The organism is Pseudomonas sp. B21-017, assembly GCF_024749245.1.
In the GTDB taxonomy this organism is placed as follows: Bacteria; Pseudomonadota; Gammaproteobacteria; order Pseudomonadales; family Pseudomonadaceae; genus Aquipseudomonas.
The window spans coordinates 1,136,397-1,158,971 of the sequence record NZ_CP087194.1 but is presented as its reverse complement, the minus strand read 5'-3'; the positions used below and the strand labels follow the sequence as shown (position 1 = coordinate 1,158,971).

Genomic DNA, 22,575 nt, shown 5'->3' with positions numbered 1-22,575 from the left:
CCCCGTTCGGCTGCGCAGCAGTCGCAAACCCGGCCAATGCGGTTTGTCTGAATAACCGCATCTGTAAATTTTGGGGCGGCTTCGCCACCTAATGGGGCAAGCCCCCTTCGCCACCGACGCAGCCTCCAGGACGGCGTCGTTTGTAAGCAAAAAGATCGCAGCCTTCGGCAGCTCCTATGCCGATCGCGTGCACCCGTTCCTAACGGATAAACGCGATCTGAAGGAGCTTCCGAAAAGCTGCGCCCCGTTAAAGCCGCTGACGCTCACTGCCAGTTAACGGCATGGACGTTAGAGGACAGATTCGACTCGATATCGACCAAACGGTGGTAGCGATATCCGCGACCAAACCAGGCGAGTTGATTCCAGGTCGTATGATTGGCCGGTATGCCAAACTGGTATCCACCACCTGCCTCAGTAGTCAGTAATACTGTTCGCGCATAGGGACGAGCATCGCAAGTACCGAAGAACGTGACCCAATTATTCGCGTTACCCCCCGAAGGAACGTAACTTCCTTGAAACAGAACGTAAGAGATGGTTGGAGCTTTTAACGGAGCCAGCACTGTAAACGTACGAGGGGCAGACTCCGGCTGAGGCCCGTAAACAGTTCTGGCCACAAGACGATGGCTCGTCAAACCCAGCCCCGTGACGGTATGGGTCGAAATACCCTGGTCATTGGCAAACTGCCTGCTGACAGACGTTTTGCCATCCAGAATCTGCACTTCAAGTTTCGGACTCGACGCGACTGTCACGGTGACGCGAATATCGGTGGTGTAGCCCCCTTCTTTGATCTCCCCCTTGCTGTCCTTCAGTGACGTGATATTCGGCGTCTGCAGTGCCAGGGTAGTGACCGCGTAACTTTGCAGCGGGAAGGTCACGATCGTCTGTTCGTTTTCGTTGGGGTGCAGGTCGACTTTTGCCCGAATCGTCAGCTCACTGCCGTTCCTGAGTTTCAGCAGTTTTTGACGCAACAAAGGTATTTGCAAGCCCTTTTCTACCTCCGTCGCCGTTGTTTCTTTTCCACTGGTAATCGGGATCGTGACGGAGTTGCCATTGCTGTCGGTTCCGCTGGCATCCAGCGTATACGGTTGGCCGATATCGATAAATGACCAGGGCACGACCGCAACATGAGCATCCCCGACGAACGAACGGGTATCCAAATCGCGCCCATTCGCCTCTGCAACTTCAGGCGCCGGAAAGTTCGGATCCTGTTCTTTGTACTTTTCTACGGTGACAATCAATGACTCGGAGACGGTCTCGTTGCCGTTGCGCAGCAGAGTCCATGAGAATTCGACTTGGCGCCCGATATTGGCACTGATGAATTTTGTGTCGAGCTTGAAGTTGGCCCGTGAGTTGGAATTGAACGGCTTAAATCCAAACTTGGGTGACCCTGCGCCCGACGCGCCCTTGACCACCAGTTTGGCCTGATCTCCCGGAAGAAACCCGATCAGCTCGACACGCCCGTTGGCGCCTTCGAGGTTTTTACCCGGTGAAAGAACACCGCCCTCGACCACTTGTACCGTCGGCACAGGCAAAACACCCTCGCCTCCCCTGAGCACACGCGCTTTGGTGTTATAGGAGCTGGCGATCACCATGCCGTTTCTGATCAGTTCGCAAGTCATTTGTACCTGCCCGCCCGGGAAAACCTTGCTCGCGGGTATTTTCAACAAATAAGTCGATGGCACTCTGCCGACAGTCACCTGCGGATTATCTGTCACCGACGAACCTGTAAGTGGCACGCAAACATAATTGCCCTGGATAACATCCTTGGCTTCAAAAAGCCCTTTGAACGCGTGTACCCGTGCATGGAGAAACTGTGTTCTGTTCACTTTGACGGGGTCGATGGTGTCAGCGTCGTCGCTCTCGTCATTGGGGTCTTCAATCAAGTCCGGCCCCGCCAGTTGTTTCTCCATAAGGTCAATGTCCCGCTCAACCCCCTTGGACCAGAGAGATCTTTCAGTGTAGTTTTCCAACTGATCCCTGACCGTGTACACAAACAGGAAAGCCGGATGACTCCCGGCCTCTTCGAACACGTCCTTGCTGACCCGAATCTTGATAGGGCTGCCGACCACATCCGGTTCTTGTGGATCGTCCGAAACACCGACCACGCGTCTGACTTCAACCCCATTGCACTTGAGAGTGATGACATCGTGGAGCTTCATGAAAAGGTAAGAAACAGTGACCCAAACACCCTTCTTGACTTCATTTGGCCCAATGTCTTCTGGCACTTCGATACCCAGGCCGTCGTGGTAGTTATCGCGAGGGTCGACGTCCCTCCCGGCAGGGCGATGCTGACTGTATTCACAAAAGAGCGCCGCTGACTCACTGCTATTACCACTCAGACGCGTTACTGAATAAGTGAACCGCTGAAGCCCCTCACGCAGTAGTGCTTTAGGCACCCAAAAACTGCGCCGAAGTTGCTCATCAATCTCAGCCTCGACATCAACTTTCACCCCATTGAGAAAAAGAATGACTGCCGTAACAGGGTTGCCTGGCTGATCGATAGGGGGATCAACGACAACACGAAGCCTCCCGCTCTCGGTCAGCCTGAGGGGAACACCGACCAGAGGTTTCCCCGCACCAGAGTTTTCGCTTTTGACATCCGCTGTAGCCCCCGGAATAGACGGTGAATAATCTTGCAGGACATTATTTTCAGCTGTCATCGAGAGATCGTCACCCATCACATACGCTCCTTGTCTGCTGGTCGCGAACAGCGGCCTGATAAGCGACATCAGGCCATTGAGCCGTAGATTTGGCTACTGTCAGAAATAACAGGTAAAGGTCTATTCCAGACAAACGGTAAATCGGAACGGCATCCGAAAAAAGTGCTGAAACAACAAAACCCGCCACCTCAACAAGAGGTGGCGGGTTTTGTTTGAGGATCGTTAAAGGTGCTGCTTACGTTTACATAAAAGCCTGCCGCACCTGCGTCTCCAACTCGGCCTTCAACCCCGGCTCCAGCTTCAACTGCCGCCGAGCAAACCGCCCAACCCACCGCTGGATGATTTGTTCTGCGTGCCACCGGCCTTGTTCTGCAACAGATCCCGACCGGACCTGAGCAGTTGATCGAGCAATCCACGGGTATTCATTTACCGCCTCCACGAAATCGGGTTAACCGGATCATTAAGGCCACCAGCCTGGATTGAAAGTGCCCGGTTCCTCTTCGCGAGAGTGCTTCCAGATGTTGCTCATATCTCGATAAACAGTCGGTAACGCACCCACACAATCTATTTCATCGAATGCAGCCCCGGGGATTTGTCGACCGTGACATCGGGCACTAGTCTGGATAAACCCATGACACAGCCCGGCCTCGGTCAGCCTCCCACAAAGCGCACTACGCTAATAACAAGCCACTCGTGGCGAACTACCCCGTTCAACGCTGTCCCGACCCTAATTAAAGAAGAGGGAAACCCCATGTTCGAACACAAGACCGCACTGCTCAGTGCAATCGCCACGGCGCTTCTGGCCAGCGCCAGCCTGCAGGCCGCCGAACCGCTGAAAGCCGTCGGTGCCGGCGAAGGTCAGCTGGATATCGTTGCCTGGCCCGGCTATATCGAACGGGGCGAAAGCGACAAGGCCTACGACTGGGTCAGCGCTTTCGAGAAGGAAACCGGCTGCAAGGTCAACGTCAAGACGGCCGGTACGTCCGATGAGATGGTCAGCCTGATGGCCAAGGGCGGTTACGACCTGGTGACGGCGTCCGGCGATGCCTCCCTGCGCTTGATCGCCGGCAAGCGCGTCCAGCCGATCAACACCGCATTGATCCCCAACTGGAAGAATCTCGATCCGCGCCTGAAGGATGGGCCGTGGTACGTGGTCGACAAGCAAACCTATGGCACCCCGTACCAATGGGGGCCGAATGTGCTCATGTACAACACCAACGTGTTCAAACAGCCGCCGACCAGTTGGAGCGTGATACTCGAAGAGCAGAAGCTGCCCGACGGCAAATCCAACAAGGGCCGCGTGCAGGCATATGACGGCCCGATCTACATCGCGGACGCGGCGCTGTACCTGAAAACCGCCAAGCCGGAACTGGGCATCAAGGACCCTTACCTGCTCGACGAAAAACAGTACAAGGCCGTTCTCGACCTGCTGCGCGCCCAGCAAAAGTTGATCCACCGCTACTGGCACGACACCACCGTGCAGATGAGTGACTTCAAGAACGAAGGCGTGGTGGCTTCCAGTTCCTGGCCGTATCAGGTCAACGGCCTGATGAACGAGAAACAGCCAGTCGCCTCGACCATCCCCAAAGAAGGCGCCACCGGGTGGGCCGACACCACCATGATGCACGCCGAAGCCAAGCACCCGAACTGTGCCTATAAGTGGATGGACTGGTCGCTGACGCCGAAGGTCCAGGGCGATGTGTCCGCCTGGTTCGGCTCGCTGCCGGCGGTTCCGGCGGCGTGCAAGGCAAGCGAACTGTTGGGGGCCGAGGGGTGCAAAACCAACGGTTTCGACCAGTTCGACAAGATCGCCTTCTGGAAAACCCCGCAGGCTGAGGGTGGCAAGTACGTGCCTTATAGCCGCTGGACCCAGGACTACATCGCGATTATGGGAGGCAGGTAATACACCCCCTTGTGGCGAGGGAGCTTTATGGCGAGGGGGCTTGCCCCCTCGCCACAGTGAGCATTCCAGCTAAAAAAGCACACCGATTCAGCTTTTTCAGAAGTCCAGGCAGGAGCCGCTGTGATGGGCCCCGGCTTTTTGGGAGCACCGTATCCATGACGCTTGCAGTCCAGTTCACCAACGTTTCCCGTCAGTTCGGTGAGGTGAAGGCCGTTGACCGGGTTTCCATCGACATCCAGGACGGCGAGTTCTTTTCCCTGCTGGGCCCTTCTGGTTCGGGTAAAACCACCTGCCTGCGCCTGATCGCCGGTTTCGAACAGCCGAGCACCGGCTCCATCCGCATCCATGGCGCCGAAGCCGCCGGGCTGCCGCCGTATCAGCGCGACGTGAACACCGTGTTCCAGGATTACGCGCTGTTCCCGCACATGAACGTACTCGACAACGTCGCCTACGGTTTGAAAGTCAAAGGCGTCGGCAAGACCGAACGCCACAAACGCGCCGAAGAAGCCCTCGACATGGTCGCCCTCAACGGCTACGGCGAGCGCAAACCGGTGCAGCTGTCGGGCGGCCAACGCCAACGGGTGGCCCTGGCCCGCGCATTGGTCAATCGCCCTCGTGTGTTGTTGCTCGATGAACCCTTGGGCGCCCTCGACTTGAAGCTACGCGAGCAAATGCAAGGCGAACTGAAGAAGCTGCAACGCCAGCTAGGCATCACCTTTATCTTCGTCACCCACGACCAGACCGAAGCGTTGTCGATGTCCGACCGCGTGGCGGTGTTCAACAAAGGACGCATCGAACAGGTCGACACGCCGCGCCACCTCTATATGAAACCGACAACCACCTTCGTCGCCGAATTCGTCGGCACGTCCAATGTAATACGCGGTGATCTGGCCCGGCAGTTGAGCGGCAATCCTCAGCCGTTTTCGATCCGCCCGGAACATGTGCGTTTCGCCGAAGGGCCGCTGGCCAGCCATGAAATAGAAGTCAGCGGCCTGCTCCACGACATCCAGTATCAAGGCAGCTCCACCCGCTATGAACTGAAACTGGAAAACGGCCAGACCCTGAACATCAGCCAGGCCAACGTCCAGTGGCTGGACGTCAGTGCGCAACATCAGCCCGGGCAACGCATCAGCGCTCGCTGGGCGCGCGAGGCGATGATCCCGCTGCACGACAATGTTGTAGGCGGGGTATGAGATGGACAGTGTGATCTCTCGCCCCCCGGCCAACGGCTCGCCGCTGCGCCGGTTTTCCAACCTGCTGTACCGGCGGCCGAACCTGTATCTGTCGCTGCTGCTGGTGCCGCCGTTGCTGTGGTTTGGCGCGATCTACCTCGGCTCGCTGCTGACTCTGCTGTGGCAAGGCTTCTACACCTTCGATGACTTCACCATGACGGTCACCCCCGACCTGACCCTGGCGAACTTCGCAGCGCTGTTCCAGCCATCGAACTTCGACATCATCCTGCGCACCCTGAGCATGGCCATCGTCGTGTCGATCGCCAGTGCAATCGTGGCCTTCCCGATCGCCTACTACATGGCGCGCTACACCAGCGGCAACATCAAGGCGTTTTTCTACATCGCGGTGATGATGCCGATGTGGGCCAGTTACATCGTCAAAGCCTATGCCTGGACCTTGCTGCTGGCCAAGGGCGGCGTGGCCCAGTGGTTCGTTCAGTACCTGAACCTGGAGCCGGTGTTGCAGTTCGTACTCGGGATGCCGGGAGTGGGTGGCAGCACCCTGTCGACCTCGCACCTGGGGCGGTTCATGGTGTTTGTCTATATTTGGCTGCCGTTCATGATCCTGCCGATCCAGGCGTCACTGGAACGCCTGCCGCCGTCCTTGCTGCAAGCTTCGGCGGATCTGGGCGCCAAGCCGCGTCAGACCTTCATGCAAGTGATTCTGCCGCTGTCGATTCCGGGGATCGCGGCCGGTTCGATTTTCACCTTTTCACTGACCCTGGGCGACTTCATCGTGCCGCAACTGGTGGGCCCGCCGGGCTACTTCGTCGGCAGCATGGTCTACGCCCAGCAAGGGGCGATCGGCAACATGCCGATGGCGGCGGCCTTCACGCTGGTGCCGATCGTGCTGATCGCCATTTACCTGTCCATCGTCAAACGCCTGGGGGCTTTCGATGCGCTCTGACGCTTCCGCTCAAGACCGGGCATCCCTGGGCCTGCGCATCGCCGCCTGGGGCGGGTTGCTGTTCTTGCATTTTCCGATCCTGATCATCTTCCTCTATGCCTTCAACACCGAAGACGCGGCGTTCAGCTTTCCGCCCAAGGGCTTCACCCTGAAGTGGATCGCCGTGGCGTTCTCGCGGCCCGACGTACTGGAGGCGATCAAGCTGTCGCTGCAGATCGCCGCCATCGCCACCCTGATTGCGCTGATCCTCGGCACCCTCGCCTCGGCGGCGCTGTACCGGCGGGACTTTTTCGGCAAGCAAGGCATCTCGCTGATGCTGATCCTGCCGATTGCCCTGCCGGGGATCATCACCGGGATCGCGCTGCTGGCGACTTTCAAGACCTTGGAGATCGAGCCGGGGGTGTTCACCATCGTGATCGGTCATGCGACTTTCTGCGTGGTGATCGTCTACAACAATGTCATCGCCCGATTGCGCCGCACGTCCTACAGTTTGATCGAAGCGTCGATGGACCTCGGCGCCGACGGCTGGCAGACCTTCCGCTACATCGTCCTGCCGAACCTCGGCTCGGCATTGCTGGCCGGTGGCATGCTGGCGTTCGCCCTGTCGTTCGACGAAATCATCGTCACCACCTTCACCGCCGGCCACGAACGCACCTTGCCGTTGTGGCTGCTCAACCAGCTCAGCCGCCCTCGGGACGTGCCGGTGACCAACGTCGTAGCGATGCTGGTCATGATGGTGACCATGTTGCCGATTCTCGGCGCGTATTACCTGACCCGTGGTGGCGAGAGTGTCGCCGGTAGCGGCGGAAAATAACTGACCACTGGAAACCGGATCCTGTGGGAGCAGGGGCCAGTTCCCACAAAAAGAAAACAACAGCTTCGGAGGACAAAGCCATGCAAACCAAACTCTTGATCAATGGCCAACTGGTCGCCGGCGACGGCCCCGCCCAAGCCGTGTTCAACCCGGCCCTCGGTCGTGTACTGGTGGAAATCAACGAAGCCAGCGAAGCCCAGGTCGACGCCGCCGTGCGCGCCGCCGATAGCGCCTTCGAAGGCTGGTCGCAAACCACGCCGAAAGAACGCTCGCTGTTGCTGCTCAAACTCGCCGACATCATCGAAGCCCATGGCGAAGAGCTGGCCAAACTGGAGTCGGACAACTGCGGCAAACCCTACAGCGCCGCGCTGAACGACGAGATCCCGGCGATTGCCGACGTGTTCCGATTCTTCGCCGGGGCCAGCCGTTGCATGAGCGGTGCGCTGGGGGGTGAATACTTGCACGGCCACACCTCGATGATCCGCCGCGACCCGGTCGGCGTGATTGCCTCCATCGCGCCATGGAACTACCCGCTGATGATGCTCGCCTGGAAAGTCGCCCCAGCCCTGGCCGCCGGTAATACCGTGGTGCTCAAGCCGTCGGAACAAACCCCGCTGACCGCCCTGCGCCTGGCAGAACTGGCGTCGGAGATTTTCCCGGCGGGTGTGCTTAACCTGGTGTTCGGTCGTGGTCCTTCCGTTGGCACCCCACTGGTCACCCACCCGAAAGTGCGCATGGTGTCGCTGACCGGCTCCATCGCTACCGGCTCGAACATCATTTCCAGCACCGCCGGCAGCGTCAAACGCATGCACATGGAACTGGGCGGCAAGGCGCCGGTGATCATCTTCGACGATGCCGACATCGACGCCGCCGTGGAAGGCATTCGCACCTTCGGTTTTTACAACGCCGGCCAGGACTGCACTGCCGCTTGCCGCATCTACGCTCAGGCAGGCATCTACGACACCTTCGTCGAGAAGCTCGGCGCCGCGGTCAGCAGCCTCAAGTACGGCTTGCAAGATGATCCATCGACGGAGCTGGGCCCATTGATCAGCGCGCAACATCGTGACCGCGTAACCGGGTTTGTCGAGCGGGCCATGGCGCAACCGCACATTCGGTTGATCACCGGCGGCAAGCCAGTGGAAGGCAATGGCTTCTTCTTTGAACCGACGGTGCTGGCCGACGCACAACAGGACGACGAGATCGTGCGCCGCGAAGTGTTCGGGCCGGTGGTATCGGTAACCAAATTCACCGATGAAGCGCAGGCGCTGGCCTGGGCCAACGACTCGGACTACGGCCTGGCGTCGTCGGTCTGGACCTCGGACGTCGGCCGCGCCCATCGCCTGTCTGCGCGCCTGCAGTACGGCTGCACCTGGGTGAACACCCACTTCATGCTGGTCAGCGAAATGCCGCACGGTGGTCAGAAACTGTCCGGTTATGGCAAGGACATGTCCATGTATGGGTTGGAGGATTACACGGTTGTGCGGCATGTGATGTTCAAGCATTAAAAACGAAAGGATCGCGGCCTGCGGCAGTTCTCCTGTAAGCGCTGCCGCAAGCCGCGATCCTTTGCTCAACGGACAAATCCTTTACACCTCAAAACCGCGAAACACTCCTCATCGCATCCACCAGATAGCGCATCGCAATCCGGTCACTCTCCGACAGCTCGCGATAGCGCTCCACCAACTTCAACTCCTCCGAACTGAGACGACGCCTTCGCCGCCCGGTGGCCAGGCAGGGAAAGAGTCCTAACATTTCAGTGATGCCTTGTACTTTCGACATGGACGATGTCCTTCTATACGTCAAAGAAAACTGCAAAACCGCATCGCCCTATCACTTTCAGCGGCCGTCTTGTGTGCACTGAACCCACCGGCCTGAAGGGCCGAAACCGGTCATGCCCATAGAATAGAAATTAAATCGGCGCTGAAAAGCGGTTTTTAGAGTAATTAGTCGAAAAAAGCAGATATGCCCTATAAATCAGAAAACGCTGTGAGAAACGTTACCTGACATGTCTTGTTTCATTGCCGCGCTGTCGCGGTGCTATCAATCATTTTTGCTCTGTAATCGAACGGTTTAAGCTATTTGGCATCTCTTTACAGTCCGTTGTGTTTGGCCAAGGCATGTCCGAACCGCTATTTCTGATCCAGCACGTGCCAGGAACGGCGCGGGATTGTTCACGACAGGTTGTACTTATGCATCGCAGGAATTTGCTCAAAGCGTCCATGGCCATCGCGGCTTACACCGGTCTCTCGGCCACCGGCCTGCTGGCCGCAAACGCCTGGGCCAGCAGTGGCACTGCCGATGGCGACGCCCAGGCGTTCGACTTCGAAGCGCTGAAGAGCCAGGCCAAACAGCTCGCCGGCAAGCCGTATCAGGACACCAAACAGGTGCTGCCGCCGACGCTGGCAACCATGACGCCGCAGAACTTCAACGCGATCCGCTACGACGGCAATCACTCGCTGTGGAAGGATCTGAAAGGTCAGCTGGACGTGCAGTTCTTCCACGTCGGCATGGGTTTCAAGCAGCCGGTGCGCATGTACAGCGTCGATCCCAAGACTCGACTGGCGCGCGAGGTGCATTTCCGCCCGTCGCTGTTCAATTATGAAAAAACCACCGTCGATACCCAGCAGCTCAAGGGCGACCTGGGATTTTCCGGGTTCAAGCTGTTCAAGGCCCCGGAGCTGGATCAGCACGACGTCTTGTCGTTCCTCGGCGCCAGCTATTTCCGTGCGGTAGACGCCACCGGCCAGTACGGTTTGTCGGCCCGCGGCCTGGCAATCGACACCTACGCCAAGAAGCGTGAAGAATTCCCGGACTTCACCAAGTTCTGGTTCGAGACACCGGACAAGGACAGCACCCGATTCGTGGTGTACGCCCTGCTCGATTCGCCAAGCGCCACCGGGGCCTACCGTTTTGACATCGATTGCCAGGCCGAGCGCGTGGTGATGGAAGTCGACGCCCACGTCAATGCCCGCACCGCCATCGAGCAACTGGGCATCGCACCGATGACCAGCATGTTCAGCTGCGGCACCCACGAACGCCGTATGTGCGACACCATTCACCCGCAAATCCACGACTCCGATCGCCTGGCCATGTGGCGTGGCAACGGCGAGTGGATCTGCCGTCCGCTGAACAACCCGGCCACCCTGCAATTCAACGCCTTCGCCGACACCGACCCGAAAGGCTTTGGCCTGGTGCAGACCGACCATGAATTCGACAGTTATCAGGACACCGTCGACTGGTACAGCAAGCGCCCGAGCCTGTGGGTAGAACCTACAACCGCGTGGGGCGAAGGCTCTATCGATTTGCTGGAAATTCCTACGACCGGCGAAACCCTGGACAACATCGTCGCGTTCTGGACGCCGAAGAAACCGGTCGCCGCCGGTGACTCCCTGAACTACGGCTACAAGCTCTACTGGAGCGCCTTGCCACCGACGGGTACGCCGCTGGCACGGGTCAACGCGACCCGTTCGGGCATGGGCGGCTTTGTCGAAGGCTGGGCACCGGGTGAGCATTATCCTGAAGTCTGGGCACGCCGCTTTGCCGTGGACTTCACCGGCGGCGGGTTGGACCGCTTGCCCGAAGGCGCGGGGATCGAACCGGTGGTGACCTGCTCGAACGGTCAGGTGAAGGATTTCAACGTGCTGGTGCTCGATGACATAAAGGGCTACCGAATCACCTTTGACTGGTACCCGACCAATGACAGCGTGGCGCCGGTGGAGCTGCGGTTGTTCATTCGCACCAATGACCGCACGTTGAGTGAAACCTGGCTGTACCAGTATTTCCCGCCGGCGCCGGATAAGCGCAAGTACACCTGATATAGGCTGCGATCTTTTGGCGTTAAAAAGCCCCGGTCAACCCGACCGGGGCTTTTCGTTTTTACAGCGGCCCTCAGTCACGCAAATCCGATTCATGAATCGGCTGGTCACGATGGGTGGCCCGTTGGTATTGCGCCGGCCAGATCGCCTTGTGCCCACCCAGATCGTCATCGGCATGCAGCGGCCAATACGGATCACGCAACAACTCCCGGGCGAGGAAGATGATGTCGGCCTGACAGGTACGCAGAATATGCTCGGCCTGGGCTGGCTCGGTGATCATGCCTACCGTGCCGGTGGCAATGCCCGACTCTTTACGTACCCGCTCAGCAAATCGGGTCTGATAACCGGGCCCTGTAGGAATCTCGGCATTTACCGCCGTACCGCCCGACGAAACGTCGATCAGGTCCACACCCAGATCTTTCAAACGTCGCGCCAGCTCCACGGTTTCGTCGGGGTTCCAACCGTCTTCCACCCAGTCAGTGGCCGATACCCGCACAAACACCGGTAACTCTTCAGGCCACACGGCCCGCACCGCTTCGGTGACTTGCAGCACCAGCCGAATACGATTCTCGAATGAGCCACCGTACTGATCGCGCCGTTGATTGCTCAAGGGCGAAAGAAATTGATGCAGCAGATACCCATGGGCGGCGTGCACTTCGACCACTTTGAAACCGGCGATCAACGCCCGTTTGGCCGAATCGACGAAAGCCTGGACGACCTCGGCGATCTCACTTTCATTAAGCTGCTTGGGTGGGGTGTGCTGGGGGTCGAAAGCGATCGGCGAAGGGCCGACCGGGATCCAGCCGCCATCTTCCGGCTTGACGCTGCCATGCTTGCCCAGCCACGGCCGATGCGTGCTGGCCTTGCGCCCGGCGTGGGCCAGCTGGATGCCGGCAACGGCGCCCTGAGCGGCAATGAAGCGCGTAATACGTTGCAAGGGGTCGATCTGTTGATCGTTCCAGAGACCAAGGTCCTGGGCGGTGATACGCCCATCGGCGGTGACCGCCGTGGCTTCGGTGAATACCAGACCCGCGCCGCCGATCGCGCGGCTGCCGAGATGGACCAGATGCCAGTCATTGGCCAGCCCATCGACGCTGGAGTACTGGCACATCGGTGACACCGCGATGCGGTTAAGCAGGGTCAATTGACGAAGGGTATAGGGTTCAAGCAGCAGACTCATGGGGCACCTCTCAAATCAGTGGGCAGGCTCCAGGGTTCTGTTTGAATAGTCGACGAGTGACAGGAAAAAGGTGCAGCACCCGCCCCCGCGGGCAAAAAATTCGACAAGACGTCACAAGGATAATCAAGCAGTGCTTAGAGCCTAGTCGACATCGCGGGATCAGGGAGGGTTCAAGAAATGAAACACCGCCAATTTGAGGTCCGGGCGATACCTGTGGCGAGGGAGCTTGCTCCCGCTCGGCTGCGCAGCAGTCGTCAACCAACCGACGCGGTACCACAGGAAAAAAGCGTTTAAAGGTTTAGGACCGCTTCGCGGCCCAGCGGGAGCAAGCTCCCTCGCCACAAAAGCATCGTGCCGTTATCGCGGTTCGATGTGGGCAATCATCAACTGCACTGTCTCGTTCCCACGAAACTCGTTGAGGTCGAGTTTATAGGCCAATTCGACCCACTTGATGGTCGGATTCGGCCAGATGTCCCGGTCGATCCCGAAGGCGATGCCATCCAGCTTCACCGAGCCGCATTCACTCTTGAGCACCACTTTGAGGTGCCGCTCGCCAACGACTCGTTGCTCGACCAACTGGAACACCCCGTGAAACAACGGCTCCGGAAAGTGTTGCCCCCAAGGTCCGGCGTGGCGCAGGGCGCGGGCCAGTTCCAGGTGAAACTCCTCGACCGCCAGGGTGCCGTCCGACAGCAGTCGCCCGGTCAGGTCTTCTTCGCGCATTTGCCTGCGCACTTCGGCGTCGAAGGCTTGCGCGAACAACGGAAAATTCGCTTCCGGCAAGGTCAGGCCGGCCGCCATGGCGTGGCCGCCGTATTTGCTGATCAGGTTCGGATGTTGCGCCGCGACCACGCTCAAGGCATCGCGAATGTGAAAGCCCTGAACCGAACGCCCCGAGCCCTTGAGCAGGCCATCGCCGGCATCGGCAAAGGCAATGGTCGGACGGAAATAGCGCTCTTTCATACGCGACGCGAGGATACCGATGACGCCCTGGTGCCACTCGGGATCGAACAGGCACAGGCCGAACGGCATCGATTCCACCGGCAGATCCTTGAGTTGGGCCAGCGCCTCGCGCTGCATGCCCTGCTCGATGGATTTACGGTCCTGGTTCATGCCATCCAGCTGAGCCGCCATTTCACGGGCGGCGCCAGCGTCTTCGGTGAGCAGGCACTCGATGCCCAGGCTCATGTCATCCAGCCGCCCTGCCGCGTTCAGACGCGGGCCGAGGATAAAGCCCAGGTCAGTGGAGGTGATGCGCGAATGATCACGCTTGGCCACTTCAAGGATCGCCTTGATCCCCGGCCGCGCGCGCCCGGCGCGAATTCGCTCCAGGCCCTGATGCACCAGAATCCGGTTGTTGGCATCCAGCGGCACCACGTCGGCGACGCTGCCCAGCGCCACCAGGTCGAGCAATTCGCCAATGTTCGGCTGCGCCTTGCTCTCGTACCAGCCCAGGCTGCGCAAACGCGCACGCAGGGCCATCAGTACATAGAAAATCACCCCGACACCGGCCAGGGCTTTGCTCGGGAATTCGCAACCCGGCTGGTTCGGATTGACGATGGCATCGGCCAACGGCAGCTCGTCGCCGGGCAAGTGGTGATCGGTGACCAGCACCTTGAGCCCGGCCTTTTTCGCCGCTGCCACGCCTTCGACGCTGGAAATGCCGTTGTCCACGGTGATCAGTAACTGCGGCTCGCGGGTCAGCGCCACTTCGACGATTTCCGGGGTAAGGCCGTAGCCGTACTCGAAGCGGTTCGGCACCAGATAGTCGACATGCGCCGCGCCCAACAGGCGTAACCCCAACATGCCCACGGTACTGGCCGTCGCGCCATCGGCGTCGAAGTCGCCAACGATCAGAATCCGCTGACGCTGCTCCAGCGCCGTTACCAGCAAATCCACCGCCGCCTCGATGCCTTTGAGCTGCTGGAACGGAATCAGCCGCGCCAGGCTCTTGTCCAGTTCAGCCTCGGACTGCACGCCCCGCGCCGCGTAAAGGCGGGTCAACAGCGGTGGAATATCACCGAGGAATGGCAGGGTGTCGGGCAACAGGCGAGGTTCGATGCGCATGGGGTGACAGGTGCTTCTCTTGAATACGTAGGATAAAACCGGGGGGACGCGGCCAAGCGGCGAATAATCAGCCGCGTTCGCCGGCCAGCCATTGCAACTGGACTTCGTGCTGACCACGGTCGTCGGTGACGAAAATCGTTCCTTCGCTGATCATCACGTCCCACTTGATAACGCGCGGCATGTCCTTGGCCAGGGTTTCCAGCACTTCCTGGGGCACGGCGGCGATGTTGACGTTTTTCAGGGTCTTGATCGCCGGGATCACTTTGCCTTCCCAGACACGCAGGCTGCCGTAGGCCAGCAGGCTGGTGCGTTCGGTGCGGCGCGAGCACCAGGTCAGGCGGTCGGCGTCTGGCTGGCCGACTTCGATCCAGTGCAGGACACGGTCGTCCAGGCTCTTTTCCCACAGCGCCGGCTCATCCACGTCTGACAGACCGCGGCCAAAAGACAGCTGCTCGTTGTACCAGAAGGCGTAGGCCAGCAGCCGCACGGTCATGCGCTCTTCGGTTTCCGAAGGGTGACGGGCGATGGTCTGCTTCACGTTCTCGTAGACGCTGCGGTCGAGGTCGGTGAGGTTCAGTTCAAACTTGTAGGTCGTGGACGGCTGGGCCATGAACGGGCTTCTTGATACGGGGAAAGGCGGCAAGTCTAACCGATGCAAGAGGGCAATCAACGAATTGAAGGCGAATCAACTTTGGGCGATGGATGTCGGCCTATGATAAAACGCTGTATTCGCTCAGCCTTTGTCCTACAGGATTTCGCATGCCGTTCTCCAATAAACCGCTCTCGGGTCTGAAAGTCATCGAATTGGGTACGTTGATTGCCGGGCCGTTTGCCTCGCGTATTTGCGGCGAATTCGGCGCCGAAGTGATCAAGATCGAGTCACCGGACGGCGGTGATCCGTTGCGCAAATGGCGCAAGTTGTATGAAGGCACCTCGCTGTGGTGGTTCGTTCAGGCGCGCAACAAGAAATCCCTGACCCTGAACCTGAAACACCCCGATGGCCTGGCGATCCTGAAACAGCTGCTCAGTGAAGCGGACATCCTGATCGAGAATTTTCGCCCCGGCGTGCTGGAAAAGCTCGGCCTGGGCTGGGAAGTCTTGCACGCACTGAACCCGAAACTGGTGATGGTGCGGCTCTCGGGCTTTGGCCAGACCGGCCCCATGAAAGATCAGCCGGGCTTCGGTGCGGTCGGTGAGTCCATGGGCGGCCTGCGCTACATCACCGGGTTCGAGGACCGGCCGCCAGTGCGCACCGGGATTTCCATCGGCGACTCGATTGCCGCGCTCTGGGGCGTGATCGGCGCACTGATGGCCTTGCGTCATCGCGAGGTCAACGGCGGTTTGGGGCAAGTGGTGGACGTGGCGCTGTATGAAGCGATCTTCGCCATGATGGAAAGCATGGTCCCGGAGTTCGATGTGTTCGGCTTCATCCGCGAACGCACCGGCAACATCATGCCGGGCATCACACCCTCCTCCATCCACACCAGCGCCGATGGCAAACACGTGCAGATCGGCGCCAACGGCGATGCGATCTTCAAGCGATTCATGCTGATCATCGGCCGCGAGGATCTGGCCAACGACCCAGTGCTGGCCAGCAACGACGGGCGTGACAGCCGTCGCGACGAGATTTACGGGGTGATCGATCGCTGGGTCAACTCACTGCCACTGGACGCGGTGATCGAGCAATTGAACCAGGCCGACGTTCCCGCCAGCCGGATCTTCAGCGCCGAAGACATGTTCAGCGATCCGCAATACCTGGCCCGGGAAATGTTCCTGCAAGCCAAGCTGCCCGACGGCAAGGACTTCAAGATGCCCGGCATCGTACCGAAGCTTTCCGAGACACCCGGCACCTCGGAATGGGTCGGGCCGCAGTTGGGTGAACACAATGCGCAAGTCCTCCACGATCTGGGCTACGACCCGGCACAGATCGCACGACTGCGTGAAGACGGGGCCATCTAAGCTGAATCGCCTGCTTTCATCTGTCCTCGATTACGCCGGCATCGGGCGTCTGCTGGCGGCGCTCGGGCTGTTGTCGGGCCTGATATCCCCGGCCCTGGCGCAACCTAAGGAGCATTTGTTCTGGCTGTTGCGCGACCTGCCGCCACTGACGATCTTCGAAGGCCCGAAAAAAGGCCAGGGCGTCATTGACCAATTGATGCCCCTGCTGATCGCCGGTATGCCGCAGTACGAACACACCCTGATACGGGTCAATCGCGCCCGCGGCATACAGATGCTTCACGAAGAATCCTTTACCTGCGACCCCTCGCTGGTCTGGAGCAGGGAGCGCGAACAGTGGATCACGTATTCCATTCCGGCCTTCCGGGTGGTCAGCAATGGGCTGGTGATCCGACGTGAAGATCGGTCGGTGCTGGAGCCGTTTCTTTCCAACGGTGAAGTCGATCTGGCGGCCCTGTTGGCCAGCGGTCGACAGAAAGTCGGTGTGATCGCCGAGCGCCGTTACGGTGAGTTCCTCGACACACTGCTGCAACAGGCGCCAGCCGGCGCGCTGACGCCCCACTATGGCAATGACGCCCTCGGCAGCCTGCTGCAGATGCAACGCTTGGGGCGTTTGCAGGTGGTATTGGGTTACTGGCCGGAAATCCGCTATCAGGCCCATCAGGAAAACCTGGCCGATGAGCAACTGGAGTTCTACCCGGTCAAAGGCACGGGCAACTACATGCCCGTGTACATCGGTTGCTCGAATACGCCCCAGGGTCGACAGGCGATCAGTGAAATCAACCGACTATTGCGCGCCCTGCCCCGCGAGCACCTGGACCCGTTGTATGCCGACTGGCTCGACCCGCAAAGACGCAAGAATTACCTGGAAGAAACCAAGGCCTTTTTCGAGCATCAGGCCACGCAATGACAAATCGCAGGCAAAAAGAAACCCCGAGAAGTGGGGAGACAACTCGGGGTTAAACGTGGCCTGTATTACAGACCCGTAGCAGCAAGCTACAAGCACCGGAGCACAATGCTTGATCCTGCCGTTACATGGTCTGACTGACCTTGGCGCAGGAAGGTTCCCACAAAAAACACTTCAATTTCGGCTGGCCAGGCGCTTGTCCTGAGCAGCATTGCGCAACGCCGCGATAACACAGGGCTCCAGGCGTCCTTCAGCGATCAGCACGTCACGGTGCAAGCCGTCGACGACATCCGTCAGCAGACGTTTATCGGTTAACTGGGCCTGATTGAACAGCCGTTCGACCACGATAGCGCCGGTCGCACTCTTGAGCGTCACCAGGCATTCGCCATGGGCACCCGATGGGGTCAACGTGACTTGGTACGGGCTCAGAGCCTCGCCGAGCAATAGACTGATACTTTCCATCTCGATCACCACTCAATAGTCCGCAAACAAAGTGCCTGGGGCGTATCCACAGTAAATGACCCCAGGCCCGAGAAGAAAGTTCTGGATTCCAACGGCAGGCGCACCGGCGCCTCTGGTGGATAAAGCATGCCCGGAAAAGATGACAGTAAAAAAACAGCCGCGTTTAAACCCTTTCACCCGAGACGCATTCCTTGTAGCAGCTGTCGAAGGCTGCGTTCGGCTGCGCAGCAGTCGTGAATCCAGGCCACGCGGTGCTTCAGTCAGACCTTGCAAGCAGGTTTTACGACTGCTGCGCAGCCGAACGCAGCCTCGCAGGCTCGGCAGCTGCTACAGGCATTGCGCTTTACGCCTGCCTTGTCTCCGCTTGGCCAGATCGGTCCATCCGCCCAGCAGTCCTCGCAATTGACCGTCGGCACTGTAAAACGGCACCGTCCACTGATAGATGTCCCTGACGCCGTCCTTGAACATCAACTGACGTTCGCTGAAGCGGGTCTTGCGCGTACCGAGCTGGGCCATGAACTCGGCGTGCAGTTGCTCGGCGGTTTCTTTGGGCAAGACATCGAGTTCGATCAGTCGACGCCCCTGAATCTGGTCGAAACGGGTCGACAACCCCTCTTCATAACTCTTGTTGCACATGATCAAGCGCCCCTCCAGATCACGCACGAACATCGGATCGGGCATGGCGTCTATCAAGGCATGCTGGAAGGCGAGCTGGTCATTGAGATCTTTTTCCGCGTCCCGACGTTGCTGGATCAACACCGTGAGTCGCCGGTTCCACAGCAGGGATAGCAGCGCAAAAACACTGGCGAAAAAAACGCTCCAACAGCCCCATTCGGTTATTTGCTGCCAGGTCGAAGGCGTCTGTACGGGAACAATGCCATCGAGCCACTTCAAGCGAATCGCGCGTAATTCGGCAGGCGGAAACGCTTCGAGCGCCTTGTTGAGGATGCTCAACAATTGCGGCTGCCCTTTGCGTAGCGCCAGATGATCAGCTTCCCATTTACCCTCCACCGTATCGCCCACCTTGAGCTGCCCTGACGGATAGAGCTGCGCCCCGGTTTCATTCTCGATGGTGGCGTAGGCTTCGCCGCTTTCGACCAGCGCCCTGGCCTCGGCGTAGGTTTTGACCGAACGCAGCTCGATGGACGGATAGTCGCGACGAATGGTCGCCTCCAGCGCATGCCGGGCTGGCAGCACCAGTACTCTTTTCGACAGCTGCTGCATGGATTGCACCGCTGGCGCGCCCGCTCGCCCGACGAACACCCAGCCCGCACCACCGAACGCATGACTGAAATCCAGGAACTCCTTGCGCTCCTCACTCATTGCCAGTGTGGTGCTAATGTCTGCCGCGCCGCTTTCCAGCCGCTCCAGCAATTGATCGGTGGAAAACGTCTCTTCATGGAGGAACTTCAGCCCTGTCATGGCGCTGATGCGGTTGAGCACATCGTTGTTCAACCCGCTCCAGTGTCCATGCTCATCCTTGAACAGATACAACGGGTACTGCGCCGACGCGACCGTGACCGTCGGATGTTCCGCAATCCATTGCAGCTCCTGAGCGTCTAGCCCGATAGCGGCCTCGGCGACCGCCCCCCGGGGCTCATAAGCCGCCAATTGCGCCGCCAGCCCCCATTGAGCAACGCTCATGGCGCCGACCAGAAATATCCAGCACGCAGCTGGTTTAAACCCTCTAAAAAACAGCATTGCCACTTCCTTGGTGATCGTCTCGCCCGCCCTTCATGGGCGGCTCTTCATTTACGAAACCCGACAAGTGTGGCATGCAGAAATGAGAAAGCCCGTCAGGAGACGGGCTTCAAAATGTGACAGCTTTTACCGGTTACAGTGGCTTGCCGCGGTTGCCATGCTGACTGACAAAGGCCTGCACGGCTTTCAGGTCATTCGGCAACACGGTGCAACGCTCGTCTCGCTCAAACAAATCAGAAAGATGTGCAGGTAGTTCGAGTGCTTTTCCTACACCGGCTTTTTCCACCGCGTCCGGGAATTTGACTGGATGAGCCGTGCCCAGGATCACCATCGGGATATCCAGGCTGCGACGGCATTCGCGCGCGGCCTTCACGCCGATGGCGGTGTGCGGGTCCAGCAGCTCGCCGGTTTGCTCGAAGACTTCGGCAATGGTTTCGCAGGTTTGGGCGTCATCCACCGCAAGCGAATCGAACAGCTTGCGCGCCTCGGTCCAGCGTTCCTGCTCGACGCTGAAACCGCCGCCCTGCTTGAAGGTGTCCATCAAACCGGCAATCGCCGCGCCGTTGCGACCGTGCAGGTCGAACAGCAGGCGTTCGAAGTTCGACGAGACCATGATGTCCATGGACGGCGACAGCGTGGCGTGCAGGGTTTCCTTGACGTACTGATTGCCGCTCATGAAGCGGTGCAGGATGTCGTTGCGGTTGGTGGCGACGATCAACTGGTTGATCGGCAGGCCCATGTTGCGCGCCAGGTAACCGGCGAAGATATCGCCGAAGTTGCCGGTCGGCACCGAGAACGATACCGAACGCGCCGAGCCACCCAGTTGCAGGGCTGCGTGGAAGTAGTAAACGATCTGGGCCATGATCCGCGCCCAGTTGATCGAGTTCACCGCTACCAGGCGAGTGCCCTTGAGGAAGCTCTGGTCGGCGAAGCTCGCCTTGACCATTTCCTGGCAGTCATCGAAGTTGCCTTCGATGGCGATGTTATGGATGTTCTCGCCGAAGATGGTGGTCATCTGGCGACGCTGCACTTCGGACACGCGGTTGTGTGGATGCAGGATGAAGATGTCAACGTTTTCGCAATGCTTGCAGCCTTCGATGGCCGCCGAACCGGTGTCACCGGAGGTAGCGCCGACGATCACCACGCGCTCACCGCGTTTTTCCAGTACGTAGTCGAGCAAGCGACCGAGCAGTTGCAGGGCGAAGTCCTTGAACGCCAGGGTCGGGCCGTGGAACAGCTCCAGCACCCATTCGTTGCTGTTCAGCTGACGCAACGGCGCCACGGCGTTGTGGGAAAACACGCCGTACGTTTCTTCAAGAATCTTTTTGAAATCGGCATCGGGGATGCTGCCGGTGACGAACGGGCGCATCACCCGGAAGGCCAGTTCGTGATACGGCAGGCCGGCCCAGGAAGCGATTTCTTCCTGAGTGAAACGTGGCAGGTTTTCCGGGACGTACAGACCGCCGTCGGTGGCTAGACCGGCCAGCAGGACGTCTTCGAAATTCAGGGCCGGTGCCTGGCCGCGGGTACTGATGTAACGCATGACTGACTCCAATGGACAGTGTTCGCAATGCCGGGCCCGCGTGCGGGCCCGGTGAACGATAACGGCTTAGTTCAGGTGCTCGACGCGGATCCGTACAACCGGACCGACCACGCCCGCCAAGGCTTCCAGGGCAGCGATCGCATCGTTGATGTGCTGTTCCAGCACGCGATGGGTCAGCAGGATCATCGGCACCAGGCCGTCGTGTTCCTCGACTTCCTTCTGCATGATCGATTCGATGTTGATGCCGCGCTCCGACAGGATGCTCGCCACCTGGGCCAACACGCCCGGATGGTCCTTGGCCTGAATGCGCAGGTAGTAAGCGCTTTCGCAGGCTTCGATCGGCAGGATCGGGTGGGCCGACAGCGAATCCGGCTGGAAGGCCAGGTGCGGTACACGGTTTTCCGGGTCGGAGGTCATGGCGCGAACCACGTCCACCAGATCGGCGATTACCGACGAAGCGGTCGGTTCCATACCGGCACCAGCACCGTAGAACAGGGTCGAACCGGCAGCATCACCGTTGACCATCACCGCGTTCATCACGCCGTTGACGTTGGCGATCAGGCGATCGGCCGGGATCAGCGTCGGGTGCACGCGCAACTCGATACCGGCCGCGGTGCTGCGCGCCACGCCCAGGTGCTTGATGCGATAGCCCAGCGCTTCGGCGTAGTTCACGTCAGCGGTGGTCAGCTTGGTGATGCCTTCGGTGTAGGCCTTGTCGAATTGCAGCGGAATGCCGAACGCGATGGACGCCAGGATCGTCAGCTTGTGGGCGGCGTCGATGCCTTCGACGTCGAACGTCGGGTCGGCTTCGGCGTAACCCAGGGCCTGCGCTTCGGCCAGCACGTCTTCGAAGGTCCGGCCTTTTTCACGCATTTCGGTAAGGATAAAGTTGCCGGTGCCGTTGATGATGCCGGCCACCCAGTTGATACGGTTGGCGGACAGGCCTTCACGGATCGCCTTGATCACCGGGATGCCGCCGGCCACGGCCGCTTCGAACGCAACGATCACGCCCTTCTCGCGAGCCTTGGCGAAAATTTCATTACCGTGAACGGCAATCAGTGCCTTGTTCGCGGTGACCACATGCTTGCCATTCTCGATGGCCTTGAGTACCAGCTCGCGGGCAACGGTATAGCCGCCCATCAGCTCTATGACGATGTCGATCTCAGGGTTCGTGGCCACTTCGAAGACATCGTTGGTAATCGCAATACCGGTCGTCTGGAACTGAGGCTTTGGCGTGCGCATGGCAATTTGTGCCACTTCGATTCCACGCCCGGCACGACGAGCAATTTCCTCGGCGTTGCGCTGAAGTACGTTGAAGGTACCGCCACCGACGGTCCCTAACCCACAGATGCCTACTTTGACCGGTTTCACTGTGAACTCCCCATAAAACGGCCGACTCGAGGCCGGCCGTGAAAACAGCCGCAGGTT

At 59.4% G+C, this 22,575-nt stretch carries 17 protein-coding genes and 1 pseudogene; 8 read left to right on the top strand and 10 right to left on the bottom strand.

Annotated features, from left to right (window positions below):
• Positions 1–263: 263 nt before the first annotated feature.
• Both LOY28_RS05060 and LOY28_RS05055 read right to left on the bottom strand, forming a co-directional pair.
• A complete protein-coding gene (locus LOY28_RS05060; protein WP_018926688.1) occupies positions 264–2,678 on the bottom strand; it encodes a hypothetical protein in 2,415 nt (804 codons plus the stop codon).
• Between the two features lie 285 nt (positions 2,679–2,963).
• Positions 2,964–3,086 (bottom strand): annotated as a pseudogene (locus LOY28_RS05055) (DUF533 domain-containing protein); the annotation flags it as partial.
• 325 nt (positions 3,087–3,411) lie between these two features.
• On the opposite strand from LOY28_RS05055, the gene ydcS reads away from it, so the two are divergent.
• The 5 genes from ydcS (at position 3,412) to LOY28_RS05030 (ending at position 9,021) form a co-directional block, all read left to right on the top strand.
• Entirely contained in the window at positions 3,412–4,563 is a 1,152-nt protein-coding gene (gene ydcS, locus LOY28_RS05050; RefSeq protein ID WP_018926690.1) for a putative ABC transporter substrate-binding protein YdcS, read from the top strand.
• A gap of 155 nt (positions 4,564–4,718) precedes the next feature.
• The gene (locus LOY28_RS05045) at positions 4,719–5,756 is read left to right on the top strand and encodes an ABC transporter ATP-binding protein (RefSeq protein WP_258613162.1); all 1,038 of its coding nucleotides are present in this window, start codon (positions 4,719–4,721) and stop codon (positions 5,754–5,756) included.
• Between the two features lies 1 nt (position 5,757).
• Positions 5,758–6,702, top strand: a complete 945-nt coding sequence (locus tag LOY28_RS05040; protein ID WP_258613161.1) for an ABC transporter permease — start codon at positions 5,758–5,760, stop codon at positions 6,700–6,702.
• Positions 6,692–7,516 carry an ABC transporter permease gene (locus LOY28_RS05035; protein WP_258613160.1) on the top strand — a complete coding sequence of 275 codons (825 nt, stop codon included), beginning with the start codon at positions 6,692–6,694 and terminating at the stop codon, positions 7,514–7,516. The genes LOY28_RS05040 and LOY28_RS05035 overlap by 11 nt, the downstream gene beginning before the upstream one ends.
• Positions 7,517–7,596: 80 nt before the next feature.
• Positions 7,597–9,021 (top strand): gamma-aminobutyraldehyde dehydrogenase, encoded by a 1,425-nt coding sequence (locus tag LOY28_RS05030; protein WP_086946354.1) that lies wholly within the window; start codon positions 7,597–7,599, stop codon positions 9,019–9,021.
• A gap of 88 nt (positions 9,022–9,109) precedes the next feature.
• On the opposite strand, the gene LOY28_RS05025 is transcribed toward LOY28_RS05030, so the two are convergent.
• A complete protein-coding gene (locus tag LOY28_RS05025; protein WP_007940616.1) occupies positions 9,110–9,295 on the bottom strand; it encodes a hypothetical protein in 186 nt (61 codons plus the stop codon).
• 410 nt (positions 9,296–9,705) lie between these two features.
• Between LOY28_RS05025 and LOY28_RS05020 the strand changes: the two genes are divergently transcribed.
• On the top strand, positions 9,706–11,331 hold the full coding sequence (locus tag LOY28_RS05020; RefSeq protein ID WP_258613159.1) for a glucan biosynthesis protein D: 1,626 nt from the start codon (positions 9,706–9,708) through the stop codon (positions 11,329–11,331).
• 73 nt (positions 11,332–11,404) lie between these two features.
• On the opposite strand, the gene LOY28_RS05015 is transcribed toward LOY28_RS05020, so the two are convergent.
• The 3 genes from LOY28_RS05015 to LOY28_RS05005 form a co-directional block, all read right to left on the bottom strand.
• The gene (locus tag LOY28_RS05015; protein WP_258613158.1) at positions 11,405–12,511 is read right to left on the bottom strand and encodes an NADH:flavin oxidoreductase/NADH oxidase; all 1,107 of its coding nucleotides are present in this window, start codon (positions 12,509–12,511) and stop codon (positions 11,405–11,407) included.
• A gap of 357 nt (positions 12,512–12,868) precedes the next feature.
• Positions 12,869–14,578 carry a single-stranded-DNA-specific exonuclease RecJ gene (gene recJ, locus LOY28_RS05010; protein WP_258613157.1) on the bottom strand — a complete coding sequence of 570 codons (1,710 nt, stop codon included), beginning with the start codon at positions 14,576–14,578 and terminating at the stop codon, positions 12,869–12,871.
• Between the two features lie 67 nt (positions 14,579–14,645).
• Positions 14,646–15,188, bottom strand: coding sequence for a YaeQ family protein (locus LOY28_RS05005; RefSeq protein ID WP_007940622.1), 543 nt, complete (start codon positions 15,186–15,188; stop codon positions 14,646–14,648).
• A gap of 149 nt (positions 15,189–15,337) precedes the next feature.
• Here LOY28_RS05005 and LOY28_RS05000 point away from each other — a divergent pair, with 149 nt between their 5' ends.
• Positions 15,338–16,537 (top strand): CaiB/BaiF CoA-transferase family protein, encoded by a 1,200-nt coding sequence (locus tag LOY28_RS05000; protein ID WP_018926698.1) that lies wholly within the window; start codon positions 15,338–15,340, stop codon positions 16,535–16,537.
• On the top strand, positions 16,518–17,444 hold the full coding sequence (locus LOY28_RS04995) for a TIGR02285 family protein (RefSeq protein ID WP_258613156.1): 927 nt from the start codon (positions 16,518–16,520) through the stop codon (positions 17,442–17,444). Before LOY28_RS05000 ends, LOY28_RS04995 begins: the two co-directional genes overlap by 20 nt.
• Positions 17,445–17,615: 171 nt before the next feature.
• Here LOY28_RS04995 and LOY28_RS04990 read toward each other — a convergent pair whose 3' ends face one another.
• From LOY28_RS04990 to LOY28_RS04975, 4 genes are all read right to left on the bottom strand, one after another.
• Positions 17,616–17,903 (bottom strand): DUF3509 domain-containing protein, encoded by a 288-nt coding sequence (locus LOY28_RS04990; RefSeq protein WP_019581629.1) that lies wholly within the window; start codon positions 17,901–17,903, stop codon positions 17,616–17,618.
• A gap of 327 nt (positions 17,904–18,230) precedes the next feature.
• Entirely contained in the window at positions 18,231–19,604 is a 1,374-nt protein-coding gene (locus LOY28_RS04985) for a transporter substrate-binding domain-containing protein (RefSeq protein WP_086946352.1), read from the bottom strand.
• Positions 19,605–19,737: 133 nt separating this feature from the next.
• Entirely contained in the window at positions 19,738–21,147 is a 1,410-nt protein-coding gene (gene thrC / locus LOY28_RS04980; RefSeq protein WP_258613155.1) for a threonine synthase, read from the bottom strand.
• Between the two features lie 66 nt (positions 21,148–21,213).
• Positions 21,214–22,518 (bottom strand): homoserine dehydrogenase, encoded by a 1,305-nt coding sequence (locus LOY28_RS04975; RefSeq protein ID WP_018926703.1) that lies wholly within the window; start codon positions 22,516–22,518, stop codon positions 21,214–21,216.
• Positions 22,519–22,575 lie beyond the last annotated feature (57 nt).